Annotated in this window: 30 protein-coding genes; 8 read left to right on the plus strand and 22 right to left on the minus strand. The window is 61.1% G+C overall.

Features of this window, described 5'->3' with window-relative positions; genetic code table 11:
* Positions 1-54 precede the first annotated feature (54 nt).
* Positions 55-912: a tRNA1(Val) (adenine(37)-N6)-methyltransferase gene (locus WKV53_RS17345; RefSeq protein ID WP_341406040.1), complete on the plus strand. Its 858-nt coding sequence runs from the start codon at positions 55-57 to the stop codon at positions 910-912.
* A gap of 7 nt (positions 913-919) precedes the next feature.
* Here the strand turns inward: WKV53_RS17345 and WKV53_RS17350 are convergent, their stop codons facing one another.
* From WKV53_RS17350 to WKV53_RS17365, 4 genes are read right to left on the minus strand one after another with little or no spacing between them, the layout of a single operon-like run.
* Positions 920-1150 carry a DUF4287 domain-containing protein gene (locus WKV53_RS17350; RefSeq protein ID WP_341406041.1) on the minus strand — a complete coding sequence of 77 codons (231 nt, stop codon included), beginning with the start codon at positions 1148-1150 and terminating at the stop codon, positions 920-922.
* Between the two features lie 12 nt (positions 1151-1162).
* Complete coding sequence (locus WKV53_RS17355) at positions 1163-1594, minus strand: DoxX family protein (protein ID WP_341406042.1); 432 nt, start codon at positions 1592-1594, stop codon at positions 1163-1165.
* Between the two features lie 23 nt (positions 1595-1617).
* Entirely contained in the window at positions 1618-2343 is a 726-nt protein-coding gene (locus WKV53_RS17360) for a helix-turn-helix domain-containing protein (protein WP_341406043.1), read from the minus strand.
* Positions 2340-2801 carry a cupin domain-containing protein gene (locus tag WKV53_RS17365; protein WP_341406044.1) on the minus strand — a complete coding sequence of 154 codons (462 nt, stop codon included), beginning with the start codon at positions 2799-2801 and terminating at the stop codon, positions 2340-2342. The genes WKV53_RS17360 and WKV53_RS17365 overlap by 4 nt, the downstream gene beginning before the upstream one ends.
* 167 nt (positions 2802-2968) lie before the next feature.
* Between WKV53_RS17365 and WKV53_RS17370 the strand changes: the two genes are divergently transcribed.
* Positions 2969-3226 carry a GlsB/YeaQ/YmgE family stress response membrane protein gene (locus tag WKV53_RS17370; protein ID WP_341406045.1) on the plus strand — a complete coding sequence of 86 codons (258 nt, stop codon included), beginning with the start codon at positions 2969-2971 and terminating at the stop codon, positions 3224-3226.
* Positions 3227-3490: 264 nt separating this feature from the next.
* On the opposite strand, the gene WKV53_RS17375 is transcribed toward WKV53_RS17370, so the two are convergent.
* Complete coding sequence (locus tag WKV53_RS17375; RefSeq protein WP_341406046.1) at positions 3491-4282, minus strand: SDR family oxidoreductase; 792 nt, start codon at positions 4280-4282, stop codon at positions 3491-3493.
* Positions 4283-4356: 74 nt separating this feature from the next.
* Here WKV53_RS17375 and WKV53_RS17380 point away from each other — a divergent pair, with 74 nt between their 5' ends.
* Entirely contained in the window at positions 4357-5280 is a 924-nt protein-coding gene (locus tag WKV53_RS17380; protein ID WP_341406047.1) for a LysR family transcriptional regulator, read from the plus strand.
* 94 nt (positions 5281-5374) lie between these two features.
* Here the strand turns inward: WKV53_RS17380 and WKV53_RS17385 are convergent, their stop codons facing one another.
* The 7 genes from WKV53_RS17385 to WKV53_RS17415 form a co-directional block, all read right to left on the minus strand.
* Entirely contained in the window at positions 5375-5842 is a 468-nt protein-coding gene (locus WKV53_RS17385) for a CYTH domain-containing protein (protein ID WP_341406048.1), read from the minus strand.
* Positions 5843-5955: 113 nt separating this feature from the next.
* The gene (locus WKV53_RS17390) at positions 5956-6381 is read right to left on the minus strand and encodes a YciI family protein (RefSeq protein WP_341406049.1); all 426 of its coding nucleotides are present in this window, start codon (positions 6379-6381) and stop codon (positions 5956-5958) included.
* A 108-nt stretch (positions 6382-6489) separates the two neighbouring features.
* The gene (locus WKV53_RS17395; protein ID WP_341406050.1) at positions 6490-7134 is read right to left on the minus strand and encodes a dihydrofolate reductase family protein; all 645 of its coding nucleotides are present in this window, start codon (positions 7132-7134) and stop codon (positions 6490-6492) included.
* Positions 7135-7162: 28 nt separating this feature from the next.
* Complete coding sequence (locus WKV53_RS17400; RefSeq protein WP_341406051.1) at positions 7163-7555, minus strand: YciI family protein; 393 nt, start codon at positions 7553-7555, stop codon at positions 7163-7165.
* Positions 7556-7599: 44 nt separating this feature from the next.
* Positions 7600-7989: a YciI family protein gene (locus WKV53_RS17405; RefSeq protein ID WP_341406052.1), complete on the minus strand. Its 390-nt coding sequence runs from the start codon at positions 7987-7989 to the stop codon at positions 7600-7602.
* A gap of 105 nt (positions 7990-8094) precedes the next feature.
* On the minus strand, positions 8095-9342 hold the full coding sequence (locus tag WKV53_RS17410; RefSeq protein WP_341406053.1) for an RNA polymerase sigma factor: 1248 nt from the start codon (positions 9340-9342) through the stop codon (positions 8095-8097).
* 71 nt (positions 9343-9413) lie between these two features.
* Positions 9414-10457 carry an arabinan endo-1,5-alpha-L-arabinosidase gene (locus WKV53_RS17415; RefSeq protein WP_341406054.1) on the minus strand — a complete coding sequence of 348 codons (1044 nt, stop codon included), beginning with the start codon at positions 10455-10457 and terminating at the stop codon, positions 9414-9416.
* A gap of 157 nt (positions 10458-10614) precedes the next feature.
* On the opposite strand from WKV53_RS17415, the gene WKV53_RS17420 reads away from it, so the two are divergent.
* Entirely contained in the window at positions 10615-11238 is a 624-nt protein-coding gene (locus WKV53_RS17420) for a 2'-5' RNA ligase family protein (protein WP_341406055.1), read from the plus strand.
* 227 nt (positions 11239-11465) lie between these two features.
* On the opposite strand, the gene WKV53_RS17425 is transcribed toward WKV53_RS17420, so the two are convergent.
* Positions 11466-11726, minus strand: a complete 261-nt coding sequence (locus WKV53_RS17425) for a hypothetical protein (protein WP_341406056.1) — start codon at positions 11724-11726, stop codon at positions 11466-11468.
* A 1-nt stretch (position 11727) separates the two neighbouring features.
* Positions 11728-12483 (minus strand): DUF899 domain-containing protein, encoded by a 756-nt coding sequence (locus WKV53_RS17430; protein ID WP_341406057.1) that lies wholly within the window; start codon positions 12481-12483, stop codon positions 11728-11730.
* 207 nt (positions 12484-12690) lie between these two features.
* On the opposite strand from WKV53_RS17430, the gene WKV53_RS17435 reads away from it, so the two are divergent.
* The gene (locus WKV53_RS17435) at positions 12691-13191 is read left to right on the plus strand and encodes a VOC family protein (protein ID WP_341406058.1); all 501 of its coding nucleotides are present in this window, start codon (positions 12691-12693) and stop codon (positions 13189-13191) included.
* 15 nt (positions 13192-13206) lie between these two features.
* Positions 13207-13791 carry an RNA 2',3'-cyclic phosphodiesterase gene (gene thpR / locus WKV53_RS17440; RefSeq protein ID WP_341406059.1) on the plus strand — a complete coding sequence of 195 codons (585 nt, stop codon included), beginning with the start codon at positions 13207-13209 and terminating at the stop codon, positions 13789-13791.
* 78 nt (positions 13792-13869) lie between these two features.
* On the opposite strand, the gene WKV53_RS17445 is transcribed toward thpR, so the two are convergent.
* The 7 genes from WKV53_RS17445 to WKV53_RS17475 form a co-directional block, all read right to left on the minus strand.
* The gene (locus WKV53_RS17445) at positions 13870-14418 is read right to left on the minus strand and encodes a DUF1579 domain-containing protein (protein WP_341406060.1); all 549 of its coding nucleotides are present in this window, start codon (positions 14416-14418) and stop codon (positions 13870-13872) included.
* A 91-nt stretch (positions 14419-14509) separates the two neighbouring features.
* Positions 14510-17314 (minus strand): DUF7035 domain-containing protein, encoded by a 2805-nt coding sequence (locus tag WKV53_RS17450; RefSeq protein ID WP_341406061.1) that lies wholly within the window; start codon positions 17312-17314, stop codon positions 14510-14512.
* A gap of 105 nt (positions 17315-17419) precedes the next feature.
* Complete coding sequence (locus tag WKV53_RS17455) at positions 17420-18082, minus strand: hypothetical protein (RefSeq protein WP_341406062.1); 663 nt, start codon at positions 18080-18082, stop codon at positions 17420-17422.
* Positions 18083-18094: 12 nt separating this feature from the next.
* Complete coding sequence (locus WKV53_RS17460; protein WP_341406063.1) at positions 18095-18712, minus strand: hypothetical protein; 618 nt, start codon at positions 18710-18712, stop codon at positions 18095-18097.
* 58 nt (positions 18713-18770) lie between these two features.
* A complete protein-coding gene (gene prfA, locus WKV53_RS17465; protein WP_341406064.1) occupies positions 18771-19847 on the minus strand; it encodes a peptide chain release factor 1 in 1077 nt (358 codons plus the stop codon).
* 93 nt (positions 19848-19940) lie between these two features.
* Positions 19941-20192 (minus strand): 30S ribosomal protein S16, encoded by a 252-nt coding sequence (gene rpsP, locus WKV53_RS17470; protein WP_341406065.1) that lies wholly within the window; start codon positions 20190-20192, stop codon positions 19941-19943.
* Between the two features lie 97 nt (positions 20193-20289).
* Positions 20290-20790, minus strand: a complete 501-nt coding sequence (locus WKV53_RS17475; RefSeq protein WP_341406066.1) for a hypothetical protein — start codon at positions 20788-20790, stop codon at positions 20290-20292.
* Between the two features lie 95 nt (positions 20791-20885).
* Between WKV53_RS17475 and WKV53_RS17480 the strand changes: the two genes are divergently transcribed.
* Positions 20886-22094, plus strand: coding sequence for an FtsW/RodA/SpoVE family cell cycle protein (locus tag WKV53_RS17480; protein ID WP_341406067.1), 1209 nt, complete (start codon positions 20886-20888; stop codon positions 22092-22094).
* Here WKV53_RS17480 and moeB read toward each other — a convergent pair.
* Positions 22072-23184, minus strand: a complete 1113-nt coding sequence (gene moeB / locus WKV53_RS17485) for a molybdopterin-synthase adenylyltransferase MoeB (protein ID WP_341406068.1) — start codon at positions 23182-23184, stop codon at positions 22072-22074. The genes WKV53_RS17480 and moeB overlap by 23 nt on opposite strands.
* Before the next feature lie 99 nt (positions 23185-23283).
* On the opposite strand from moeB, the gene WKV53_RS17490 reads away from it, so the two are divergent.
* The gene (locus tag WKV53_RS17490) at positions 23284-23865 is read left to right on the plus strand and encodes a thioredoxin family protein (RefSeq protein ID WP_341406069.1); all 582 of its coding nucleotides are present in this window, start codon (positions 23284-23286) and stop codon (positions 23863-23865) included.
* The last annotated feature ends 21 nt before the right edge of the window (positions 23866-23886 follow it).

The following is a 23886-nucleotide window of genomic DNA, read 5'->3' on the forward strand; positions in this document are numbered from 1 at the left end:
GTGAGGCAATCGGCGCTTGTATGGTTCTCTCCGGCCGGGTCTTGTTCGTCGGCCATGGATCATTGGCAGGAAGAACGGCAGCGTCTGGAGAAGGAGCTCGGCGAGCGCATCACCCTCGATGCACTCACGGGGCCGAATGGTCTCGATCGCGGGCCGAGGCGGGACGACGCGGGTGGGGAAGCGGGCTGGTTGATCGCGCAGCGGAAGAAAGGCCACCGGCACTCCGCGGACGACGTTCTGACCGCTTGGTATGCGCTGCAGGTTTCTCCAAAGGTGACCGAACATCTGGATCTGGGCACCGGCATCGGGACGGTCGGGCTGTTGACCCTGTGGGGCATGGGGCCTCAGGCGCGGCTGACCTGTGTGGAAGCACAGGAGATCAGCTACCGGCTGCTTCAGTCGAATCTGGATGCGAATGGCCTTCGCCATCGCGTGGAGTGTTCCCACGGTGACTTGAGGGATCTGGCCTTGGTAAGGAAGTTCCCGCTGATCACGGGGAGTCCGCCGTATTTCCCGACGAGTGCCGGGGTGGTGCCTCAGGACTCGCAGAAGGCGCATGCCCGCTTTGAGTTGCGTGGAGATGTCTCGGACTATGCCAAGGCGGCGGTGAAACATTTGGCGCCGGGCGGTTGGTTTGTGCTGTGCTTTCCTTCACCGCAGAAGCAGCGGGCCCTGGATGGAATCGCCGCTGCCGGGCTTGCCGTGGTGAGGCTGCGCGATGTGATTCCGCGGGAGACTTTGCCTGCGCTGTTCACGCTTTTCGCCTGCCGCCATCGGGATGAAGTCAATCAGCCGATGCTGGTAGAGGAGCCGCTGATCGTGCGCGAGGAAAGCGGTCGTCTCACGGCGGAGATGGCCGCGGTAAGGCGCGGGTTCGGTTTCTCCGATGGCATCGCCCATGGCGGGCACTGAACTCTTCTCAGGCGCTGTCTTCGTTCTTCGCGCCCTTCAGCAGGGCATAGATGGCCATCGCGTGCCCGTGCCCCATCTCGAAATCGTCCTTGAGCCACTTGACGATGTCGCCTGCCTTGATGCTGGCGGCGAGTTGGCCGGCGCGAGTGAATCCTTTGGCTTCCGCCAGTTTGCGGAAGTCGGCGGGTGATTTGCCGGTGTTGGTCTCGATGTTCCGGAGGTAGGCTTGGAAGGACATGGCAGTGGGTTGTTAGACTGAGGCAGGGCGCTTGAACATCCAGCAGGCGATCCTTGGATCACGAAGCGCCAGTCCGAGCCAGACCAGCACCCCGAAGCCGAAGGCGAAGATGATGGGGAATGTCCCGCTGTGCTGGAGCACGTGCGTTGCCACTGCTCCGCCCAGATAGCCGGTCAACAGAACCGCGCCGAGAATGGCGGTTCTGGGGATGACGTAGAGCGCCGTGCAGAGGAGTAGTAGCAGGCCGATGCCGACGGCCATGTCCGGGCTGATGCCCATCTTTTGGCAGGCCTCCATTACGGGCGCCAGCCGGATGACCTTGGTGATTCCGTCGAAGGCTAGGAACAGGACGACCATTGATTTAATCACAGCCGCGGTCTTCGGCATGGCCTTGCAGGACGGGGCGCAATGGCCGGAGGGTTGGAGGATTGTGTCTTGGTTCATGATCACAATCAACCTGTAGCGGATCAGGCCTGCTCCCTATTGTATAAAAGCGACAGCTGCTCCTGCTCACGCATGATCTTGGCCGGGCTCAGTCCGATGAAACGTTGCAGTGAGCGGGTGAGATGGGCTTGGTCGTAGTAGCCCGCTTCATGGACTACGTCGAGGATGGACGCGCCTTGCCGCAGGCGGAGGGTGGCCTGCCGCGCGCGCTCGATCTGGTGGATGGTTCCGCAAGTGAGGCCGGTGATCTGGACTACACGCCGCTGTTCGGTGCGGGTGGTGACGTCTTGAGGTTCTCCATGAATGGCGGCCTTTGCGACGCGGTCTTCCTGGATCACTCCGCGGCGCACCAAACGGTTCACGAATGTTTCCGCGTTCTCAAAAGTCGGAATTTCCCATACTGATCCATTCAGCCAGAATGACCGGCTCGTGGCGTTCGGAAGGATGATGTCGTTGCGGTCCCGGAATTCACTGCTGCGAAACTGGGGGATGAAGGTGCCGACCTTGAAGCGCAGGCCAAACCAATCGCCGTCCGGTGGTAGATCGGCCATGGAAGCCACGGTTTCCGGGCCGTGCACGACGATCATGGTCTTGCCCTCCACCTTGGCGAAGACGAGGTCCCAGTAGCAGGACGCGATGGAACGGAAAACCCCTGCCTGATCACTGCGGCTCCGCCACACTCTCTCGATGAAGGGAGAGTCGGAAGGACGATCCTCGAAGGTGATCAGCGCTGACAAAGAGGCACTCATTCCTTCGGCGGCCACGTCAATCCAGCAAGTTCCTTCGGCAATTGCTTCGGGTCCTCCGGATAGATCAGGGAGAGGTCCATGTCGGAAAGGGAGCCTTTGAGGAATTCCATCTCCTCCGGCGCGCCGATGATCAGCCACAATACTTCCTCGTCGGTGTCGTTGAAGACTTGCCGGAGCTGGTCGGGGCCGACGAGCACGCCGCCATGCTTCGGCACGGTCACGGTTTCCGCGCCGATGCGGATGCGGCCGGTGCCTTCGAGGACGAAGTAGAATTCCTCCGCGCGGATGTGCTTGTGGAGGGTGTTCGCGCTCTTCGGCGGCATCCTCCAGAGCCGTGCGCCCATGTTCTCGCTGCCGGTCCGTTCAAGGAAGTCGGCATTGGGAATCTTCATCAGGTTCGACGGCCGCCAGTGGAGGTCGCCGGGGGTGATGAGCTGGAAGCCGGAGAAGGTTTTCATGGCGGATGACCATGGGGTAATCCGTGCCGTCCCGTCCGGCAATCGCTTTGATCCATAGTCGCTTCGGACTTGGGAAATAAGCGGGTGTCGGAATTATAAAATATGCGGCAAAGTGGCGAGGAATCCACTTGCTGCATATTTACCAACGAGATATCACGGCTGGTCTTATGGGGATTATCTCTTGGGTTTTTCTCGGGCTCGTTGCAGGGGCGCTTGCCAAGTTCATTATGCCGGGCAAGGACCCCGGCGGTATCCTTGTAACGATCATCCTCGGGATCGTCGGTGCGATCCTCGGCGGCTTTCTCGCATCCTTCATGGGAATGGGGAAAGTCGAATCATTCGATCTCGGTGGCATCTTCATTGCCACCGTGGGAGCCATCCTGCTGCTCGTTGGGTATCGCATGTTCCGGAAGAAGCAGGCCTAGCCGGACTAAATCCGAACTGTCCATTCCCCCCATCGGAGCCCCCGGGCTCCTTGCCGAAATCATAGACAAGATTTCCGGCACTGCGCCCGAAGGCTCGTCACCGGCAGCCGTTGCAACTTTGCGACGGCTGCCCGGTCTACAACACACACATGTTTCAGATGCAGGTTCCCGCGTGACCCCGGGCATCGCGGGAGCCTCGTGTGATGGTTCGGTATCGGGCCGGCCAATTGCAAAAATGTTTCGGGGCGGGTCCCAAGCCGGGATTCAGGCTTTGGTGGTGGGCAAGCGCAGCCAATCGGCGAACCAGATGCGGCCGAGGCGGGCACCGGGTCCGGGAGTGAGGCTCTGGTCATCGATGGGCGTGCCAAAGTAGGGCTCGCTGCGGTCACCGATGACTTTCCGCGGGTCACCCTTTGCCTCGAAGAAGCGACGAACGATTTCATCCATCGGCGCAGCTTCCGGCCCGGCGATTTCTACGATGCCGCGAAGCGGGCCGGACACGGCGACGTCCGCGAGGGCTGCCGCCACATCGTCCGCAGCCATCGGCTGAAAGCGGGATGACGAAACCCGCACGGGCCCGCCGTCCGGCGAAAGGGCGGCGATGGCTCCGACGAACTCGAAGAACTGGGTGGCGCGCACGATGGTGAAGGGGACCGCTGACGCTTTGATCAGGCTTTCCTGGATGAGCTTGGCGCGGAAGTAGCCATTCGTGGCGGTGCGGTCGGTGCCGACCACTGACAGCGCGATGAAGTGCTTCACGCCTGCTTCACTGCATGCGGCCAGGATATTGCGGGTTGAAGTGTCGAAGAACTCACGCACCGCGTTTTCCTCGAAGGAGGGCGAATTGGTCACATCAACCACGACTTGCGAACCTTTGACTGTGTCCGCGAGGCCCTCGCCGGTGAGGGTGTTCACGCCGCGGGACGGTGAGGCGATGACGATCTCGTGGCCTTGTTCTTCGAGCAGTGGTGCGAGCTTGCGACCGATTAGGCCGCTGCCGCCGATGAGGGTGATTTTGAGAGGGGATCCGTTGATTGTGGAGGTGTTGGCATTCATAACGGCAGCAGCATTCCACCAGTGGTCGGTTTGCGGTAGCCACCGGCTTTGTATTACGGCTATGCATGGAGCGTATGAGCGCCTTCGACGATCTCTCCCTGCTGCGCGCGTTCGTGGCGATCGTGGAGGCCGGTAGTATTTCCGCCGGGGCGCGGCGACTGAAGATTCCGCAGCCGACGCTCAGCCGCTCCCTGCAGAGTCTTGAAGAGCGCGCCGGGGCAGTGTTGCTGCTGCGGGACACACACCGTATGAGCCTGACGCCCACCGGGCGGATTTTGTTAGAGGATGCGCAGCGGATTCTGGCGCTGGCCGATGGTGCCCAGCAGCGCATTCGCGAGGATCAGACGTCGTTGAGTGGCCACCTGCGGATTTTCGCGACCATCGACCTTGGCCAATCCATCGTGACGAGGCTCGTCAGCGAGTTCCTGATGAAGCATCCGGAGGTTACCGCTTCGCTGTCACTGACGAACCGGCCGCTCCAGATGATCCAAGAGGGCTGCGACGTCGGTGTGGTGCCGGGCAAGATCACGGATGAAAGCGTGATTGCGCGCCCCGCCGGGTCGATCGAGCTGGAACTCGTGGCGGCACCCTTGCTCGTGGCCAGCCGACCGGCTGTGAAAAAGCCATCGGATCTGGAAGCTTGGCCGTGGATCGGTCTCGCCGGTTCGCATTTCTGGAATGCATCGGAGATCCCTTTGTTTGGTCGGCGCGGAGCGGAGCATGTGCTGAGGCTTTCGCCGGTCTTGGTCTCCGAAGGCGTGACCAGCATGCGAGAGGCTGCGCGCACGGGGCTGGGCGTCACGGTCCAGCCACATTGGCTGATCCTCGAAGACCTCGCTGAAGGGCGCTTGGTTCGCATTCTGCCATCGTGGCGGCCAGCGAACTTGCCGGTCCACGTGGTGTATGCCGGTCATCGTCTGCTACCGACTCGCGCCCGGGCTTTCGTCGACTTCGCCGTCGATTTCATGAAGCGGGAGCTCGAAGGCACTGCCGGTTGATCCCTGATAAGGAAACTCGGGAAAGTGCGCGTCGGGCGCTTTCCGGAGGTAGACTGCCTCGTGGGCTCCGGGCTGCGAGGGACAGCGATGAGACTCACGTTTTCCACTCAGTCCACGGATGCTCGGCAAGATTGGCATTGAAGTAGCGCGGTTCGTCCGAGACCTCGCGACCGAGCCAATCGGGTCGCTCGAAGGATTCGTTTGCATCCGAGAGTTCGATTTCGGCGACAATGAGTCCGGCATTGGGGCCTAGGAATTCATCCACTTCCCACAAGTGGCCGCCGTGCTTGCGTTCGTGCCGGATTTTGTCGACCGGTAGAGGCAGGCAGAGATCGAGCAATGCCTGCGCCTCCTCTGGAGGGATGGCGTACTCGAATTCCTTTCGCGAGATGCCCGAGGTGGCTCCCTTGATGGTGAGGAAGGCTTTCTCGCCGGCGAGACGGACGCGGACGGTGCGCTCTTTATCGCGGCACAGGTAGCCTTGGCAGATGCGCACGCCGGGCGGGCCATTGCGCCATGCGTCAGAGCTGACCAGGAATTTGCGTTCGATTTCGTCGGCCATGGAATGTTGCGGTGGATCGGGCGCTGGTGGACTTGCGGCGAACAAGGACACCAGCGAGACGATGCCCGCAAGAAATGAAAGCGTGGTCGGCCGACGAGAGCAGGATTTGCGTCTTACACAGCCGCTGCCGCGAGGGATCTACCCAGGATGCGGTGAAGGTGCGGGCAAGAGCTGGAGGTCGGGCGGACTTCGGTGGTCAGGCCGTAGTCGTGCATCGGATTGGATTTGGCGATGGCTACCGCTTCCGCGAGGTCGGTCACCGAGAGCAGCACGTAGCCGCCGACCGCTTCCTTGGCCTCCACAAAGGGTCCGTCGGTGACGGTGCTGCCACCATGGCCGGTGATGACGACGGACTCTTCCATCAGCGGCTGCGCGCCGAGCATCTTGCCTTCGGAGGTCAGCTTATCGAACCACGCGTTGACGCGGTCCATGACATTGCGGAGTTCGTCTTCGGAAAGGCCCTGCTCTGCCCAATCGGTTTTGCGGAAAAGCAGCAGGTGGCCAGTGACTTTAGGTTCGGCGGTGAGTTCGAGGCTCATGGTTGGGATGGGGAATGAGGTTTGTTTCGATACAATAACGAACGGGCGGATACAGCGAGGACAGGATTGCAGAAAAAATTTCGCGATCCGTCCGGCCGGGCCGGAGGGTCACTCCTTCATCAGGACCAGGTGCATTGCACCCGGGGTGGAAGCATGATCGGTGCATTTGTAGCCCAGTTTCAGGAGATCGATCCCGGCGAAGAGGCTTTCGCCGCTGCCGAGGACGACCGGGGAAATGGCGATGTGCAATTCGTCAATCAAGCCGGCCTGAAGATACTGCCGGATGGTCGCCGCGCCGCCTCCGATGCGGATGTCCCGCCCGCCGGCCGCTTCCCTGGCCCGCTCAAGGGCGGCGTGGATGCCATCCGTGACGAAGTGGAAGACGGTGCCGCCTTCCATCTGGATCGATTCGCGCGGGTGGTGGGTGAGGACGAAGACTGGCACGTGATATGGCGGATTCTCACCCCACCAGCCTTTCCACTCATCGTCGGGCCAGTCGCCGCGGATGGGCCCGAACATGTTACGGCCGAGGATCCATGCGCCGAGGCCGTCCATTCCGCGTTCGGCGAAGTCGTCGTCGACGCCGGTGGTGCCGTCGCCGCTGCCATGTGTCTTCTGGAAAGCATTCGTGGGGATGAACCACTTGTGAAGGTCCATGCCGCCGGCTCCCAAGGGCTGATCGAGGCTTTGGTCCGGGCCTGCGCCGAAACCGTCGAAAGAGATGCTGAAACAATTCACGCGTACTTTGGACATGGTCGTGTTCGTTGTTGGTTGGGCGCTTTTACTTGGTGCTGGAGCGGCGTTGTTCGCTCTGGCGGATCATTTCGCTGAGGTCGGCGGCGGGGCGGATTTCAAAGGGGCCGGCCTTCACGCCCGGGTGCTTTGACATGATCTGGATGGCGTGATTCAGGTCGCGGGCTTCCAGGATGAGGATGCCACCGATCTGCTCCTTCGTCTCGGCGTAGGGACCGTCGGTGATGGCGACCTTGCCGTTTTCCCAGCGCAGGGTCGCGGCGGTTTGCGGCGGCTGGAGGGCTTCGCCGCCGGCGAAGTGGCCTTTCTCCCGGAGCTCGTCGTCGTAGGTGAAACACTCGTCCATCATGGAATGGAGCTCGGTTTCCGAGAAGTTGGGGAGTTTGTTAGGATCGATGTAGCCAAGACAGATGTATTTCATGGCGGGAAAGGGAAGAGGTTGGAGTGTAGGTGGGAAGGATGGGATTACTTCTGGGCTTCGAGGTCCGAGATGTCCCAGATGGGGCGAAGCTCGATGACGTCGCCGGGCTCGGCGGGGACGCGCTGGGCCCACTTGAGGGCTTCTTCACGCGATTCGATTTCGAAGATCCAGTAGCCGCCGATAACTTCCTTCGATTCGATGAAGGGGCCGTCGGTCAGGACCGGCTTGCCGGTGTCGAAGGTGACGCGGGCGCTTTCGGAAGGGGGACGCAGGCCATCGATGTCGAGGATCTTGGCGGCCTTCGCGAACTCGTCGTTGAATTTCCCCATTTTATCGAGGTCTTCGAGTTGAAGGTCGGTCTTTTCGTCGATGCGTTCGGCTGGCGGGGTGCCGGGCTGGTAGCCGTGGGGAATCATGAGCATGAGGAATTTCATCGTTCGGTGCGTGTTGGTGGTTGGTTTGACGCCGTCTCAGAATGGACGGTTCACTACATGGTCGAACGGGGCATCCGGATTTCGACAGGGGGCTCAAATTTTTTCTCACAATTCGTGGAGACGCTTTTCGAGGAAGCGTTTCTCCGGCTCCTGCCGCGTGAGAGCCAGGGCTTTCTGGTAGGAATCGCGGGCTTCATTGGTGCGTCCCAAACGGCGGCAAAGGTCCGCGCGGGCGGCGTGGGCGAGGTGGTAGTCGGTTAATTCGCCGCGGGCGAAGATGGCATCGATCAAGGCGAGGCCGGCTTCGGGGCCATCGCGCATGGCTACGGCGACGGCGCGATTGAGTTCGATGATGGCGGAGGGTTCTGTCCGTGCCAGCAGGTTGTAGAGGGCGACGATCTGGGGCCAGTCGGTGGAGGCGGCGTCGGGAGCCTCGGCGTGAACGGCGGCGATTGCTGCCTGTAGTGTGTAGGGGCCGAAGCATCGTGACACGAGGGCGCGCTCGACGAGTGCCACGCCTTCCGCGATTTGTCCGCGATTCCAGAGAGAGCGATCCTGGTCTTCTAACAAGATCAGTTCACCGGTGGAAGTGGCCCGGGCGGCGCGGCGGGATTCTTGCAGGAGCATCAATGCGAGCAGGCCCATCACTTCGGGCTCGGGCAGGAGTTCCAACAGCAAGCGGCCGAGGCGGATTGCCTCCGCTGATAAATCCGCTCGCGTCAGCGAGCTTCCGGAGGAGGCGTAGTAGCCTTCATTGAAGACCAGATAGACGACTTGCAGCACCGTGGCCAGGCGCTCGGGTAATTCTTCTGCCGACGGGACCTGATAGGGGATTTTCGCGTCGCGGATTTTGGCTTTCGCGCGGACGATGCGTTGGGCGAGGGTTGCCGGGGTTGTTAGGAAGGCGCGGGCGATTTCCTCGGTTGTCAGGCCGCAGACTTCGCGCAGGGTCAATGCGACGCGGCCTTCCGGAGCGAGCGTGGGATGGCAGCAGGTGAAGATCAGTCGAAGGCGGTCGTCTTCCAGGTTCTCGTCTGTTTCGGGCGTGGTGTTGTTGGGTTCGAGTCCGAACTCTTCGACGATCTTGTCTTGGGCGGCATCGAAGCGCTCGCGGCGGCGGATGGTATCGATGGCCTTGAAGCGTCCGGTGGAAACGAGCCAGGCGCGTGGATTTTCCGGGACGCCGTCCTGAGGCCAGCGTTGGAGCGCGGCGGCGAAGGCGTCCTGCATGACGTCCTCGGCCAGGTCGAAGTCGCCGAGCAGGCGGATGAGTGTCGCGAGGATGCGGCCGGATTCCTCGCGATAGAGGGTATCGAGACGTTCCTTCACCTGCTCGATGGCGCATTCTGGCATGGGACGAAAGCTACTCGCCGGTCCCTGCTAGAGCGCAACACGAAATCCAGCCCTGGAATGGGCCTTGGTCTCTACTTTGCTTTGTCCGGCGGCAGGACTTCCGGCCAGCCGTCTTCGGTCCACTGGATCGGCATCACGCCGAGGGTGGCTCTGCCGTCCATGCGGTCGTCCGCTTCGAAGTGGCAACTGAACCAGCTCTTGCCGTCCTTTTCGACGATGCCGGCATGGCCCACTCCGGTGAGCGGTCCAATTTTCTGGTCGACCACCAGTGTCCCGCCGCCGTCAGTCAGGAGCGCGCCGTCTTTGGCGAGGTAGGGTCCCTTAATGCTTTCGCTGCGGCCGACGACAATGTGATAGGTACTCTTGTTGCCAGAGCAGCAAGTGCCGCGGTTCACGAATAGGTAGTAGTGGTTCTTGCGCTTGTAGATGTAGACCGCCTCGATCGGAGAGACGGCGGCGAGCGGAACCATTGGCTCGTCGGGTTTGAGGCGCTTGCCGGTTTTGGGGTCGAGTTCGACGAGCTTCAGGCCGCTCCATTGCGAGCCGAAGGCTAACCAGAGCTTGCCATCGTCATCGAGAAAGACGGCGGGATCGATGGTGTTGAAGTCGCCGCCGTCGCGGGACTGGACGACGGGTCCTTGATCGGTCCATTTGAAGGCGGGGTTCTTGGGATCGAGCGTGGGATTCGTTGCGAGGCCGATCGCCGAATGCATGGCGCCGAAGCTGGAGACCGAGTAGTAGAGGAAATACTGGCTGCCGACTTTCATGAGGTCGGGCGCCCAGTATACGCCGTCGTTCTTTGGCACTTCCTTGGCGATCCATTCCGGGGCCTTGTCGAAGACGCGTGGGCCGCGTTCCCAGGTGACGAGGTCTTTGGAGTGCAGCGTCGGCACGCCGCGGCCGGTGTAGAAGCACCAAAAGGTCTCGCCTTCGTGGATGATGGTGGAAGGGTCGCGAGCGGTGACGCCGCGGCTGGCGGTGACTTCGAGCGGACCGCCGGGAGCGGATTTGATGGGTTCTTGCGCTTGCGCGAGACCCATCAGTGAAACCACCGCGAGTAGCATGACGGGGTGAACAGAGTAAACTTGATCAAGGGCGCTGCTGATCTTGTGCATGGGATGAACTCAAACCACGACCACAGTGCGAACAATGGAAAACCCGGTAGTTTCATCGGCAACGATGCATGACAATATTTGATGTCTTCTAAAAATTTTCGGGTTTTTTCAAAATTCGATTGGCGATCAGACATCGATAATGTTCATTTGAACAGCTATGAAACTACTCGATTTGAATTCGCCGCTTTCCAGTCCTCAACCACGGCGAGGCTCCGACAATCTCGTTTTGTTGCTGCTTCCGCCTCGCGAGATCGCCGAGAAGCTCCGCTTGCTGGGGGAGACAATGCGCTCGCATCATTCGCCTTGGGGCAGTCTGCGTCCTACAGATCACCTTCACGTGACGCTTTTTCATTTCGGTAACTTTGCCGGCTTGCCGGCCGACATTGTGGCCACCGCAATGCAAGCTTGCGCCGCTACGGCAGTAGCAAGTCAGCCATTTGTTGTTCGGATGGACCAAGCGGCGTGTTGGGGGAAAGAAGGAGGAAACATTCCCCTCGTCGTTTCGGTTCGTGGGCGGAATTCCTCTTTGGATCAACTCCATCAGCGCGCGACCATCCAGTGCTCGATAAGGGGCCTCAGAAGTACCAAGAAATCGAAGTTCAATCCGCACGTCACTTTGGCCTACCTCAAGGATAGCTTCAGCACCGAAACCATCGAGCCAATCTCGTGGATGGCGGAGGAGATTGTTTTGATCCACAGCTTGATGGGGCAGACCAAATACATCAAGCTTGGTCGCTGGAATCTTGGAACTCAGTCGCAAGCTCCGACGCCAATGGTCTGACCTACAGCATGCAGAGCCAAAATACGCACGAAATTCGCGATTCCAAGGCGGCAACGGTGATGCTGGTCTTGACCGGCAGACCGTCCTTGTCCGTTGCTCAATCCTGTTGGCCGATAGCACCAATGGGGGAGTCAGTGGCTATGGATTGCTGTTATTTGCCGGTGCGGCCGGGCCTTGATCTCGGAGATGGCCCCGGTCTCTGTTGGGAGGGCGGTTCTTGGCTTTCCTCAGGGGTTGCGAGACGATCTCGTGTGGCCATCTTTTCGGGCGAGCAATGCTCGAGAGAATACGAGCAGCGAAATGATGAAGCACGCAATCACCGTAGCCTGCAACCCGCGGGCCACGGCTAAGGACAGCCCGGCACCGGTGAAGATGGTGACGTAGCCCGCGAGGCAGAACGGGCACTTCGGCATCAGCACCAGCAGCCCGCCGGGCAAAAGCCACCCGGCAAGGCTGCGGGATTTCAGCCTCTGACAGCAGGATTTCATTTCATTTGTCGTTGGAGCAGCAGCAGGCGGCCCTCGCTTCTTCGTAGCGATCGTGATGGCGCACCCAGCTCATGGTGCTCTCTTCGTTTCGGCCGAGCGGGACGAGGTCGAGGTAGATCAGCGCGCCGACGGTCTGCTCGCAGCCGCGTGCGTAGCACGAGTAGGTGTGGAAGATTTCACCAGCATCGTTCTTGTAAAAGACGCTGGTGCCGTGCGCTTCCTCGCCCCAGGGCTCGCCTTCGGTGTAGTTGTATTCGACCTTGCCGGAAGCGACTTGCTCGGGCGTGAAGGAGACGTGGTAGTCGAAGTTGAAGTCGTTGGTGGCGGAGGACACCCAGTTGAACTTCCAGCCCATGCGCTTCTTGAAGGGCGTGAACTCGGCGAGCGGTGCCCGGGAGACCGCGACGAAGGAAGCACCGCCATGCTCGAAGTGCTGGCGTGCGCCATCGACGTGGTCGCAGAGGAAAGAGCAGCCGGGGCAACCTTCCTTCCAGCCGGGGCCGAACATGAAGTGATACACGATGAGCTGCTTCCGGCCGTCGAAGAGCTCGGACAACGTGACAGGACCATCGGGGCCTTCGAAGATGTAGTTCTCTTCGACTTTCACCCACGGCAGTTCGCGGCGCGCGGCATTCAGGGCATCGCGCTGGCGGGTGAGTTCTTTCTCGCGGGCGAGGAATTCCTTCCGCGCGGCAGTCCATGCTTCGCGGGAGACGACGGGATGATTCGTGGGGTCGGGAATGGCAGGGATACTCATGATAGTGCGATGAGGTTCAGCCAAACAACGAACGCGGATATGATCCCGGGACAAGGACGGGAAATTTTTTTGGAGCTCGGTGCCGGAAGGAGTTTTCCGAGAGAAGCGGAAAAAGCATTTGCCCTGTCCTGAATCGTACGGCCCGTTCGTCGGTTGTTGTAGAGGCCCCGTTGTTGGGGGCCGGTTAACCTCATACTACCAACCACCATGAGTACCACTACCGAGAAGCCCGCTGCGAAGAAGCCTGCCGTGCAGGCGGTGCCGGAGGGCATGCATACGATTACCCCGCACCTGGTTTGCGCCGGGGCGGTGAAGGCGATGGAGTTTTACAAGAAGGCCTTCGGAGCCACCGAGCTGATGAAGCTGGAAGCGCCGGATGGCCGCTTGATGCACGGCAGGGTCCAGATCGGTGATTCGATCCTGATGCTGTTCGATGAAATGCAGGAATGCGGCGCGGTGTCCCCGATTGGCTTGAAGGGATCGCCGGTGGTCATTCACCTGCAGGTGGAGGATGTCGATGCGGTGTTTGCGCAAGCTGTGGCCGCGGGAGCCACGGCCAAGATGCCGCCGGCCAATATGTTCTGGGGCGATCGCTATTGCGTGCTGCAAGATCCCTTTGGCCACCAATGGTCGGTGGCGACCCACATCGAGGATGTTTCGCCCGAGCAGCTCAAGGAAGCGGCGAAAACCGCTTGTGGCGGCGCCTGAATGGCATAACTCGAAATGCAGATCCGCTTCGCCGTGCTATGTTGTAGCATGGTGAAGCGTTTGTTTGTCGCGCTCGACCTGCCGGAGAATCTGGCTGGTCGCTTGGTGGAGCTTGATCCGGGAATGGAAGGGCTCCGGTGGACGCCGGCGGAGCGGCTTCATGTGACCCTGTGTTTCCTCGGCGATGTCGATGAGCAAGCGCACGCTAAACTTGTCGAGTCACTGGCGGAAGTTGCCTGCGGGCCATTTGCACTGCGCGTGAAAGGCTGCGGGTGCTTCGCGAAACACGGTGGGCTCGTATTGTGGGCTGGAGTGGATGATCCCGCGGAGGCTCTGCCCTTGTTGCACCGGAGAGTTGCGAGGGCGGTCAAGGCTGCGGGTCTCGATCCGGGGCCGTCACGGATTCAGCCGCACCTTACCATCGCACGGGCACGTCATGGGAAGCCAGCGATGGTCCGCGAGTTCCTGGACGCCCACGCGGGTGAGGAGTTCGGCGAGTTCACGGTCTCCGGCGTCACGCTTTACTCCAGCGTGTTGAGGTCGGACGGACCGGATTATCATAAGGAATACCGGAGGAGCTTTTCGGCGCCGCCGGCTTAAGATCGGGAGCGCGGAATTCATCCAGCTTCACTGGCGAATCTATCGTCCAAGCGGGATGAATCCCGCGCTCCCGATGGATCACTTCTTCCTTACGGAGGTGGCGGTCATCATTTCCTTCCACTTGCCGTCTTCGCCCTGGATATTGCTCGTGAAGGTTTTGTGATCCTTGTCCTTAAGCACGATGACTTCCTTGAACTTGCAGGTCTTGCCGGGCTCCATCGGGCTGGGGCCCTCGGTTTCGAGCGTTAGCGTATTCGTCGCCTCGTCGAGGGTGCCGGTGTATTGCCACATGGTGCTGGTCATCGAGTCCACCCAGGTGCCGATGAACTTCTTTTTCTCCGGATCGTAGCCGAGGGTGAGGATGCTGGAGAACTTGCCGCCCATCATTTCACCCTGGCCATCGGAGACGATCCAGAAGCCGCCGAGCATGCGGGCCTTTTCGCTGCTCTTGCCCTCGATCGTTTTGCCAGGTTCGGCCTCGCATTTCATGGTGGATTCCCATTCGCCGGCGAGTTGGGCGAGCCACTCGTGCTCTTTCACGGGTTTGGGCATTTCCGGCATGTCCTGGGCTTGGACAGAAAGCGGCAGGAGCAAGAGTGCGGAGGCAATGAAGGCTTTGAGTTTCATAATGTCGGTGGGTTGGTTCGATGATGAGACGAAGGAACCCCTCGCATCGGGACCGCCGATGCGCAAAAAGAAGTCATTCCGGCAGGTGTGTTCAGGGATCCTCGAAGAAGATCCGCATGAAGCGTTTTGAACTACCGGCGAAGGGAGCGCTGATCCGCCAAGTGTTGCCGGTCTGATGCACAGGCTGCTGATTTGTCCACACTCCGGCGAGGCCTGATTGAGTCTGTCCGGTCAATCTCAAGGGTGCGCCGCCGTGGCTGTCGCGGAGTTCCATGAAGGTGCCGTTCAAGGTCAGGATGAGTGACGGATCGACGGTGAAATCGTAGTTGAGATGCGTGGCGTTGCGACTCAGCGCGAAGGCTCCGGTGCCTCCGTCCGCGGGATTGGTGGGATCGGTGCCGGTCAGCAGTTCGATGACATTGCTCCGGCCATCGTGATCCGGATCGGCATTCGGCAGAGCATTGTTTCCGGTGAGCGAGTGGCTCGAAACAAATGCCTGGAAGAGTGACGGAGCCAGGCCGCTCACGGTGAAGATGCCATCGCCGACCTCGGGGTAGGGACTGTAGTCAAAGCCATAGAATCTCGTGTGGCCGACCTTGTCGCGGAGGTACACCCGGATGATCCAATTGCCTGGCATGGCTCCCTGCGGGATTGTGCGCGTCACCTGATAGGTAGCGCTCACGTCGTCGCCTCCTGGGAGGCGATTGGACTCATTGAGGTCGGCGAAGAAGCCACCCTGATAGACATCGGTGGGATCGTAGAAAAAGAGGTAGGCATCGCGCTTGCCTGCGATGTCGTCCTGGAGCGAGACGGTGATGTGGATGTCCTGCGGGCCTGCGGAAACATCGATGACGTTTGGCGTGATGTCGATCGAGGTTACTATAGGCGCGGTCTGGTCGACCGGGCCGGTATTGATGACGGTGATGCGTTCATCGATGGCGACATCGAAGCCTTCGCCGTTGTCGTGGTTGCCCTCGTTGAGGTCGAAGTCGAAGAGGCCGGCTCCGACCCGCCAGGTGCCGGGTTCAGCATATTGAGGCACGGGAACCTCCACCTGATAGATGCCGTCATATTCATCGCCTTGGATGCGGCGGTAGGCCTCGAAATAGGTCGAGCCAGTCCATTCGCCGTCCGGGTTATACATGTCGAGGTTGCCGGAATTGAAGCCGGAGATGGGATCGGTGATTCGTACGGTCACCAGTGCGGTGGCTGCGCCGGTGGTGACATCCACGGTCGGCGGATCGATGGACATCTGGCGGAACTCCGGTGGTGCGGTGTCTTCCAGCATGCCATCGGTGACCAGCACCGCATTTGAATCTGTCACCGGGAAGCGCTCGCCGCCCGGGCCGTAGATGCGCGGGGTGGGATTGGAATACTCCATCGTCTCGACCCGCACGTGCCACAGGCCGAGATCCGGCGTGGGATTGAAGGGAAGCGACACGACATAGGTACCGGAGAACTCGTCGCCCTTGACCCGGTTCGAGGAGTCAAAGGAGGTGCTGACCTGTGGATCGCCGTTAGGATTGTAGAGTTCGATGCGGCCGGACTCGAAGCCGTTGAAGTCGTCGGTGATCTCGATGGTGAAGTCTACCAGTTGTTCGCCTCCGGAGATGTCCACCTTGCGCTCGGACGGGTAGATGTCCTGGACTTGTGGCAGCGCGGTGTCTTCGTCATCTCTGGTGAATTTCACCTGATCCACATAGCCGCGGTCCTCACCGGATGAAGTGCTGCCGTCCTTGGTGTAGCGCCAGATCACTGTCTGCTCGCCGGGCGGGATATAAAGGCTCACCTGCTCCCAGCCGACGTCTCCGCTGATTTCCTGCGAGTCGCCATCGACGACTTCCACCGACAGCACGTCGGCGAATTCCTCAGAGCTTACCCGCCACATGAAGGACAAGGTGCCGGGACCGGTTACTGTGGTCTGCATCACGCACTCTTCGCCATCGTCGATGTCGGCGCTGGCGGCAGCATCCCGCTCGTCCCAATTTTCCTCCGTCTGGAAAATCCAGCGGCCGCCCGAAGTGGTCCATGGCAGTTGCACCGCGTCGACCGCCTGGGCGAGGAAGCTGGCATCGTGCGCGATTTCTTGCACATTGAAGAAGTGAATGCCCTCGCGGTAGGCGCTGTTGCCAGTGCGATCCGATAGCAACACGCGGAACTCCCATTCACCGAAATCGCTGCCTTGGGGCAGGGTGACTTCGACTTCATAGGTGCCGTCGTTGATGGTGCCGCCGGGTGCCAGGTTGCCGGCACCGAACGATCGGAACATGTCGTAGATCTCATCGCCATTCGGCTTGTGGACCCACAGGAAGCCGCGGTCGATGCCGCTCAGCGCGTCGGTGGCATGGATGCTCAAGGTCACAGTGGCATCGTCGCTGATGGTGCTGGTGGGATCGGGAGTGACATTCACCGACACGAACTCCGGTGCCGAGCTGTCGACCTCGCCGGTGTTCACGACCGTGAACTTGGCATCGTCCGGCACGGGCAGGTCGACGTCGTTTTCAAGCGGGCCGTAGGTCTTTGCATTGCCCGCGTGGTCGAAGACCAGCACGTCCACCCGCCAGTCACCCGGTTCGCCATACTTCGGCACTTCATTCAGCGTGAGCTGATAGGTGCCGTCCAACTCGGTGCCGCCGGGTTGCAGGGTGTCCGGGCCGAAGTAGAAGGATTTGATGTAGCCTCCGCTTCCATTGTAGAAGAGGAAATTGCCGAAGCTAAAGCCGCTCTCGTTATCGGTGATGTGCACCGAGATGGTGACGGAGTCGTCGCCGGAGGTGACATTCACGGTCTCCGGGGAGACCGAGATGGAAGTGACCACGGGATACGCCGTATCAACGGCGAGAACCGGGCAAATGGACGCGAGGATCGTAGCCAAGAAGAAGGCGAACGCTTTCATCGGGGGATAGGGGAGGAAAAGAGCCGGAAAAGGAGGGACGATTTCCCGGCAGATAGAAGGACGCTAAGGAGTCCCTACCTCATGGGCAAGCGGATCTCTTGGCAGTCAGCGGGGCAAAATGCCACGGAGCTTGTCGGCCAAGCTTCGCTTGGGAGGCTGATGGTCCTGATCCTCGGATGAAGATCGTGCCCAGACCGAATTCCCAACAATAAACATCGAGGTTCCGGCAGCCCTGTATTTGCGGGTTGCTGAAATCAATTCCCCGCAGGTTGTAGTCTTACCAATCTCCACATAAACGTCGGCTTCCTGATTGATCCCAGGAATCCGGGATTCGCCGAGCTTAATTAGCTGTTGCGTCGCTCCGGTGCGATAGGTTCGGCCGTAAAACACTGGCAAGTGGAAGTTCATCGTTTCGTTGGGAATTCGGAGCTGAAAGTCAACGTATCCGCGTTTCTCCAGCTCGGAGATGACCACATCCCATTCGCAGACTTTGGTGCTCTCGAAGCAGTCGAGTATGAGGTGACCGGATGCTGCTTGATGATCGGCCGTGCGCCAATGCTTGATCTCGGAGGACGACAGCTTCTCTCCACCCTGGCGATCATAAGAGAACGTGCCGTCGTGATCGAGGAACAACGTCAGTGGCTCGGGGTTCGAAGGTGGTTTTAAGACCCACGCCACCGTGGTGGCGATGGCCGCAAAGAGGAACAGTCGGCAGACGGACTGGAGAGTGCGTTGTTTCCTTGTGGCGCTGGCGGGGGCCTCCTCCATCGGTGCTATTTCCTATAAATTGGCGATGTCCTCGATCACGAACTTCGACCAGCTCTCCAGGTTCCCGAGCAGCGGACCTTGGAGTTCGGCGAGTTCGCTGAAGCAGAGATTGGCCAAGGCGTCTTCGCGGGCTGCGACCTGGGTGTTGTCCAAGTCGATCACGTGGACGATGCCGAGGTGGACTTGGCCGACTTCGTTGCTGTCGTCATTGAGCAGCGCGGCGATGCGGTTGGTGTGGGCGGTATCGAAGATGAGCTCTTCATTCAGCTCGCGCTCGACGGCAGCGAAGTAGGCATCACGACCGGTGCGGCCGCCGCCGGTATCGACGGGATTGATGTGGCCGCCTACGCCGACGGAGAGTTTGGCGTGGAGGCGATCTTCACCGCCGGACTTGCCGCGGGTGTAGTTGAGGATGGAGGTGCCGCAGCGGATCAGGCAGTAGGGGATGAGCTGCTTGTGCGTGGGGTCCGCTTCGGCCTCTGCGCGGTCCATGAAGAAGTGATTCTCGGGATCGAGCAGCTTCGCGAGGGCTTCATCCAAGCCGTGGGTGCGAATGCCGTGGAACGAGCCGATGGCATCGAAGAGAGGGCGGGGGACCACGAGGACTTGCTCACCGGCATACTTGGACATGCGGGGAAGGCTGGAGAGCCGGGTCGGACGTGCCAAGTCAAGAGAGGCACAACGGGTGTCAACGGATCCCGGCCTCGGTCATCCGCTCGGCCATTTCGGCCTTTTGCAGCTCGGCGGTGAATTCGCTGAGGTCGCCGGCCATGATGCCGTTCAGATTGTGCGAGGTGTGGCCGATCCGGTGGTCGGTCACGCGGCTTTGCGGGAAATTGTAGGTGCGGATCTTTTCCGAGCGATCACCGGAGCCGATCTGGGCGCGGCGGTGGGCGCTGTGCTTCTCCTGCTCTTCGCGGAGCTTCATTTCATAGAGGCGCGTGCGCATGATCTGCAGCGCGCGCTCCTTGTTCTGGCCCTGCGAGCGGCCGTCTTCGCAGCGGACGTAGAGGCCGGTGGGAAGGTGGAAGACCTGCACGGCGGATTCGGTCCGGTTGACGTGCTGGCCACCGGCGCCACCGGCGCGGCAGACTTCGATGCGGAGGTCGTCCGGTTTCAGCTCGACGTCGACTTCCTCGGCCTCCGGCATGACGGCTACGGTGACGGTGGAGGTGTGAATGCGGCCTTGGGTTTCGGTGGCGGGAACGCGTTGGACGCGATGGACGCCGGACTCGTATTTCAGGATGCGGAAAACCTCGTCGCCGGTGACGCGGAGGAAGACTTCCTTGAAGCCGCCGACTTCGGAGGGGCTGCTGGAGAGGTGTTCGGTCTTCCAGCCGCGGGTCTCGGCGTAGCGCTGGTAAACGCGGAGCAATTCCCCGGCGAAGAGCGAGGCCTCGTCGCCGCCGGCACCAGCGCGAATTTCCACGATGGCGTCGCGGTCCTCGTTCGGATCGGCGGGGAGCAGGGCGTACTGGAGGTCCTCGGAAAGCTGGGCGATTTCGGTTTGCAGGCCGGGGATTTCCTCGCGGGCCATTTCGGCCATTTCCGCATCGTCGCCGCGGGAGAGCTCGTCGTTTTCCTCAAGCTGGCGCTTGGCGGTTTCCAAGCGCTCCCAGAGGTCGAGCATCTGCTTGGTCTTGCGGTGCTCGCGGACGACATCGCCAGCCTTCTTCGGGTCGCTGAAGAACGACGGGTCCGCCATCATGTCGTCGATCTCGCCGAGACGGCGGCGGCGCTGGTGGATGAGGGCGGAGTAGTCCATGGGGCGGTCCTTGGGAAACGTAGGCAGGATGAGGGCACGAAAAAGCCGCAACTCCGGAGAGCTGCGGCTCGGAAAATCAATACCGGGGAAGGACTAAGCCTTCGCAGCGGTGCGGGCCTTGCGAACAATGCTGTTCACGGTCTCGGAGACCTGGGCGCCGACGCCGATCCACTTGTCGGCCTTTTCGAGGTCGATGGTGTAGTTCACGCCTTCCTTGAGCGGGTCGTAGGTGCCGACTTGCTCGATGTAGCGACCGTCACGGCGCTTGCGGCTGTCGACAGCAACGATCTTGTAGTAGGGACGGTCCTTGGTTCCCTGGCGGTTGAGGCGGAGTGCGACGGCCATGTGCGTGAAATACGTTCTGAAAAGTCACCTGCCGGGTGGCAGGGGCGGGGAAGCTGCATGACGGGCGAAGGCTTGCCAAGCAGAATCTCGGGGAAATTCACCGGCTTTTTTCCTCCCACGACACGGAGGAGAGCACCCAGTCGCCCTCGATTTTCTTCCACTCCATGTCCAGATGGAGGATTCCATCGGCCGGGCGCTCGGTGCTGCTCACCTCGACGATGGCGTCGACCCGGGCCTTGGCCTGGGCGGTGTCGCCGGAGACGGTCACCTCGTCGATTTCCGGTGTTTCAAAGGAAATCCGGCGGCAGTTTTTCGCGGCGATCGTGTAATTCGACACGAGGCTGTCCCGGGACTGGGGGCCGTCCGCGTATTCCCGGGTGTCCTCCGGGCCGTTGATGGTGACGTTCGGAGCGAAGAATTTCGCGAGGGAGCCGCCGCGGGTGGTGCGGGAGATGTCGCTGGCGGTCTCCTCGACATCCGCCGCTTCGAAGAAGGCGACGATGCGCCGGCCGATGACGCGCTCGGGCTGATACCACCACCAGCCGAAGCCACCAGCGAGGACGAGAAGCAGGAGAAGGGGAACGAGCAGACGGCGCATGACCGGGACCATTGCGAGGTCTGCGGAGATTCGCAAGTCTGTGAGGGACTCCTCTTGTCACGCGGGGTGGGGACGGTATGGTCGCCGGGCTCTCGATGACGCCGCTGCTCCGGAAACTGCTCGGTCTGAACTGGCCGCTCATCCTCACGATGTACGGGCTGCTGGCGTTTGGCGTGTTTTCGATCGAAAGCGCCGCCCGCCACCTGCCGCATGGCGGGGCGTATTATGCGGACCGCCAGAAGATGTGGGTTTTGCTCGGCACGGTGGTCTATTTCAGCACCGCCCTGATCGACTACCGCTGGTACCGCTGGCTCGGCCTGCCGCTCTGGATCGCCGGCATGGGGCTGATGGCGATGTCCTCCAAGGTCGGTCAGGTGAATGTCGGCGGGGTTGAATTCCAGCCGGCTCAGATCGTTCTCGCGGGCGGGCTGGTGCTGATCGCCTGCCTGTTGCAAGACCTGCCGCGGCTGGGGAACAGGATTCCGAAGATAGGCTGGCTGCTGAATGAGCCGTTTTTAAAGATCGCGATCATCGGGATCATTGCCGGGGGATCGTTCCTGCTGGTGATGAAGAAGGGCGACATGGGCTCGGCGCTCGTCTGGCTGCCGCTCGCGGGCGTGCTGCTGTTGATCGCCGGGATTCCGTTCCGCTACCTTTCCGCGATGGGATTGCTCGGGGTCGCGATCCTGCCGATTGCCTTCTACGTGATCCTGCCGGCTGTGTCCGATCGCGGCCCGCAGCGCCTGGATACCTACTGGCGGATGCTGCACCACAAGGAGGTGGACATTCTCGACGAAGCCTACGCCGCGCACCGCGTGTCGGTGGCCGTCGGGAAGTCAGGCTGGATGGGCACGGGGTGGTATGCGGATGCCTACAAGGGCGACTCGCTTCACGCCAGCGGCTTCATTCCCAAGGCCACGGCGCACAATGACTACATCTTCGCCGTCATTGCTGAGGAACAGGGCTTCCGCGGGAGCCTGCTGCTGATCACCTCCTTCGCGCTGCTGATGGTGCTGTGTCTATTCATCGGGGCCTATGCCCGCGATCCGATGGGGCGGCTGGTCGTCGGAGGGGTGGTGTCGATTTTCTTCGCGCACATTTTCGAGAATATAGGGATGTGCGTACTTCTGACGCCGATCACCGGCATTCCGCTGCCATTCATCAGCTACTCCGGCACCTTCGCGGTGATCAGCATGTTCCTGCTGGGTATGGTGCAGAGCGTGTGGCTCCACCGCGACGTGGACCGCCTGCGTGCCGAGGAAGAAGAGGCCGCCGCGGCGCTCAAAGCGATTTCCACGCGTTGATGCCGCCTTCCACGTTCACTGCCTGAGGGAATCCGGCTTCGTGGAGGAAATTGACCGCGCGGGCCGAGCGACCGCCGGACCGGCAGTGGACCAGGATTTCCCGGTCGGCGGGGAGTTCGCCGAGCCGCTCGGGCAAGGTGGCGAGCGGGATCAAAATGGCACCGGGAATGGTGCCTTCCGCCTCTTCCTCAGGCTGGCGGACATCGAGGATGTAGGGCGTTTCGCCTGCGGCGAGGCGAGCGGCGAGTTCTTCAACGGTGATGGTGGACATGCCGGGAATGGAGCAGGAGTCTGAGGCGGTGGTTTCGTCGTTTTTGACGGAGGAGATCGAGGGATGGTCGCCGCACAGGCGGCAGGAGGGATCGCGGCGCAGGCGGAGGTTGCGGAAGCTGGTATTCAGCGCGTCATAGCAGGTCAGCTTGCCCAGCGGTGGCTCGCCGATGCCGAGGAGGAGCTTGATGGTTTCCATCGCTTGGAGCGAGCCGATCACGCCGGGCAGCACGCCGAGCACGCCGGCTTCCTCGCAGGACGGTGCGGCGCCAGGTGGTGGCATGGTGGGCAGCATGCAGCGGTAGCAGGGGCCGCCGAGGTGGGGTGCGAAGACGGTGACCTGGCCCTCGAAACGGAAGATGGAGCCATAGACGCAGGGCTTTTTCAGGAAGAAGCAGGCGTCATTGGAGAGGAAGCGGGTGGGGAAGTTGTCGCAGCCATCCAGCACCACGTCGTAGCGGGAGACGAGGTCGAGGGCGTTGTCCGGGGTGAAGCGGATGGGGAGAAGCTCGAGTTCGATGTGGGGATTGATCTCGCGCAGGCGGTCGGCCGCACTCTCCAGCTTCGGTTTTCCGACCCAGGATTCGCCATGGAGGATTTGCCGCTGGAGATTGGAGCGGTCCACGGTGTCAGGGTCGATCAGGCCGATCCGGCCGACACCTGCCGCCGCGAGGTAAAGTGCTGCGGGTGAGCCGAGACCGCCGGTGCCGATCATGAGGACGGAGGACGCCTTCAGCTTGAGCTGGCCTTCCTCGCCCACGTTCGGGATCGAGAGGTGGCGGGCGTAGCGCTGGCGTTCTTCCGGGGTCAGGTCGGGCATCGCGGGGGGAAGGTAGCGGGAGGTATCCGACTGGCAACAGCCCATGTAGCCGCCTCATTGCGTTCTTGACCCACCGCTCCATTCCGGAAAGGCAATGTCATGGCTGAAGTCCGTTCCACCTTTTCCCTGCGTCCCGGCGATGCTGCTCCGCCGTTCCAATTGCCGGCTCCCGATGAGACGGTGCATGATATTCACGATATCCGCGGCAATGAGGGTCTGCTGGTTGTGTTTGCCTGCAATCACTGCCCCTACGTGATCCACCTCGCCGATCAGGTTGGCGGGCTTGCTTCGGAGATCGAGACCGAGGGGGTGAACACGGTGGCGATCTCCTCGAACGATATCGAGAAGTACCCGCAGGACGCGCCGGAGCACATGGCGACCTTCGCCGAGCAGCATGGCTGGAACTTCCCGTATCTCTTCGATGAAACGCAGGAAGTGGCGAAGGCCTACGGAGCTGCTTGCACGCCGGATTTCTTCCTCTTCGACCGCGAGCTGCGGCTCTACTACGCGGGCCAATTCGACGACTCGCGTCCGAAGTCCGGGCAGGTCGCGACTGGTGCAGACCTGCGTGCTGCGGTGAAATCGATGCTCGCGGGCGAGGAGGGCCCGGAGCGGCCATTCCCTAGCAGCGGCTGCAACATCAAGTGGAAACATGGCAGCGAACCGCCCTATTTTGCCTGAAACGTTTCGCATTTCGCCATT

The organism is Luteolibacter sp. Y139 (genome assembly GCF_038066715.1).
GTDB classification, from domain to species: Bacteria; Verrucomicrobiota; Verrucomicrobiia; order Verrucomicrobiales; family Akkermansiaceae; genus Haloferula; species Haloferula soli.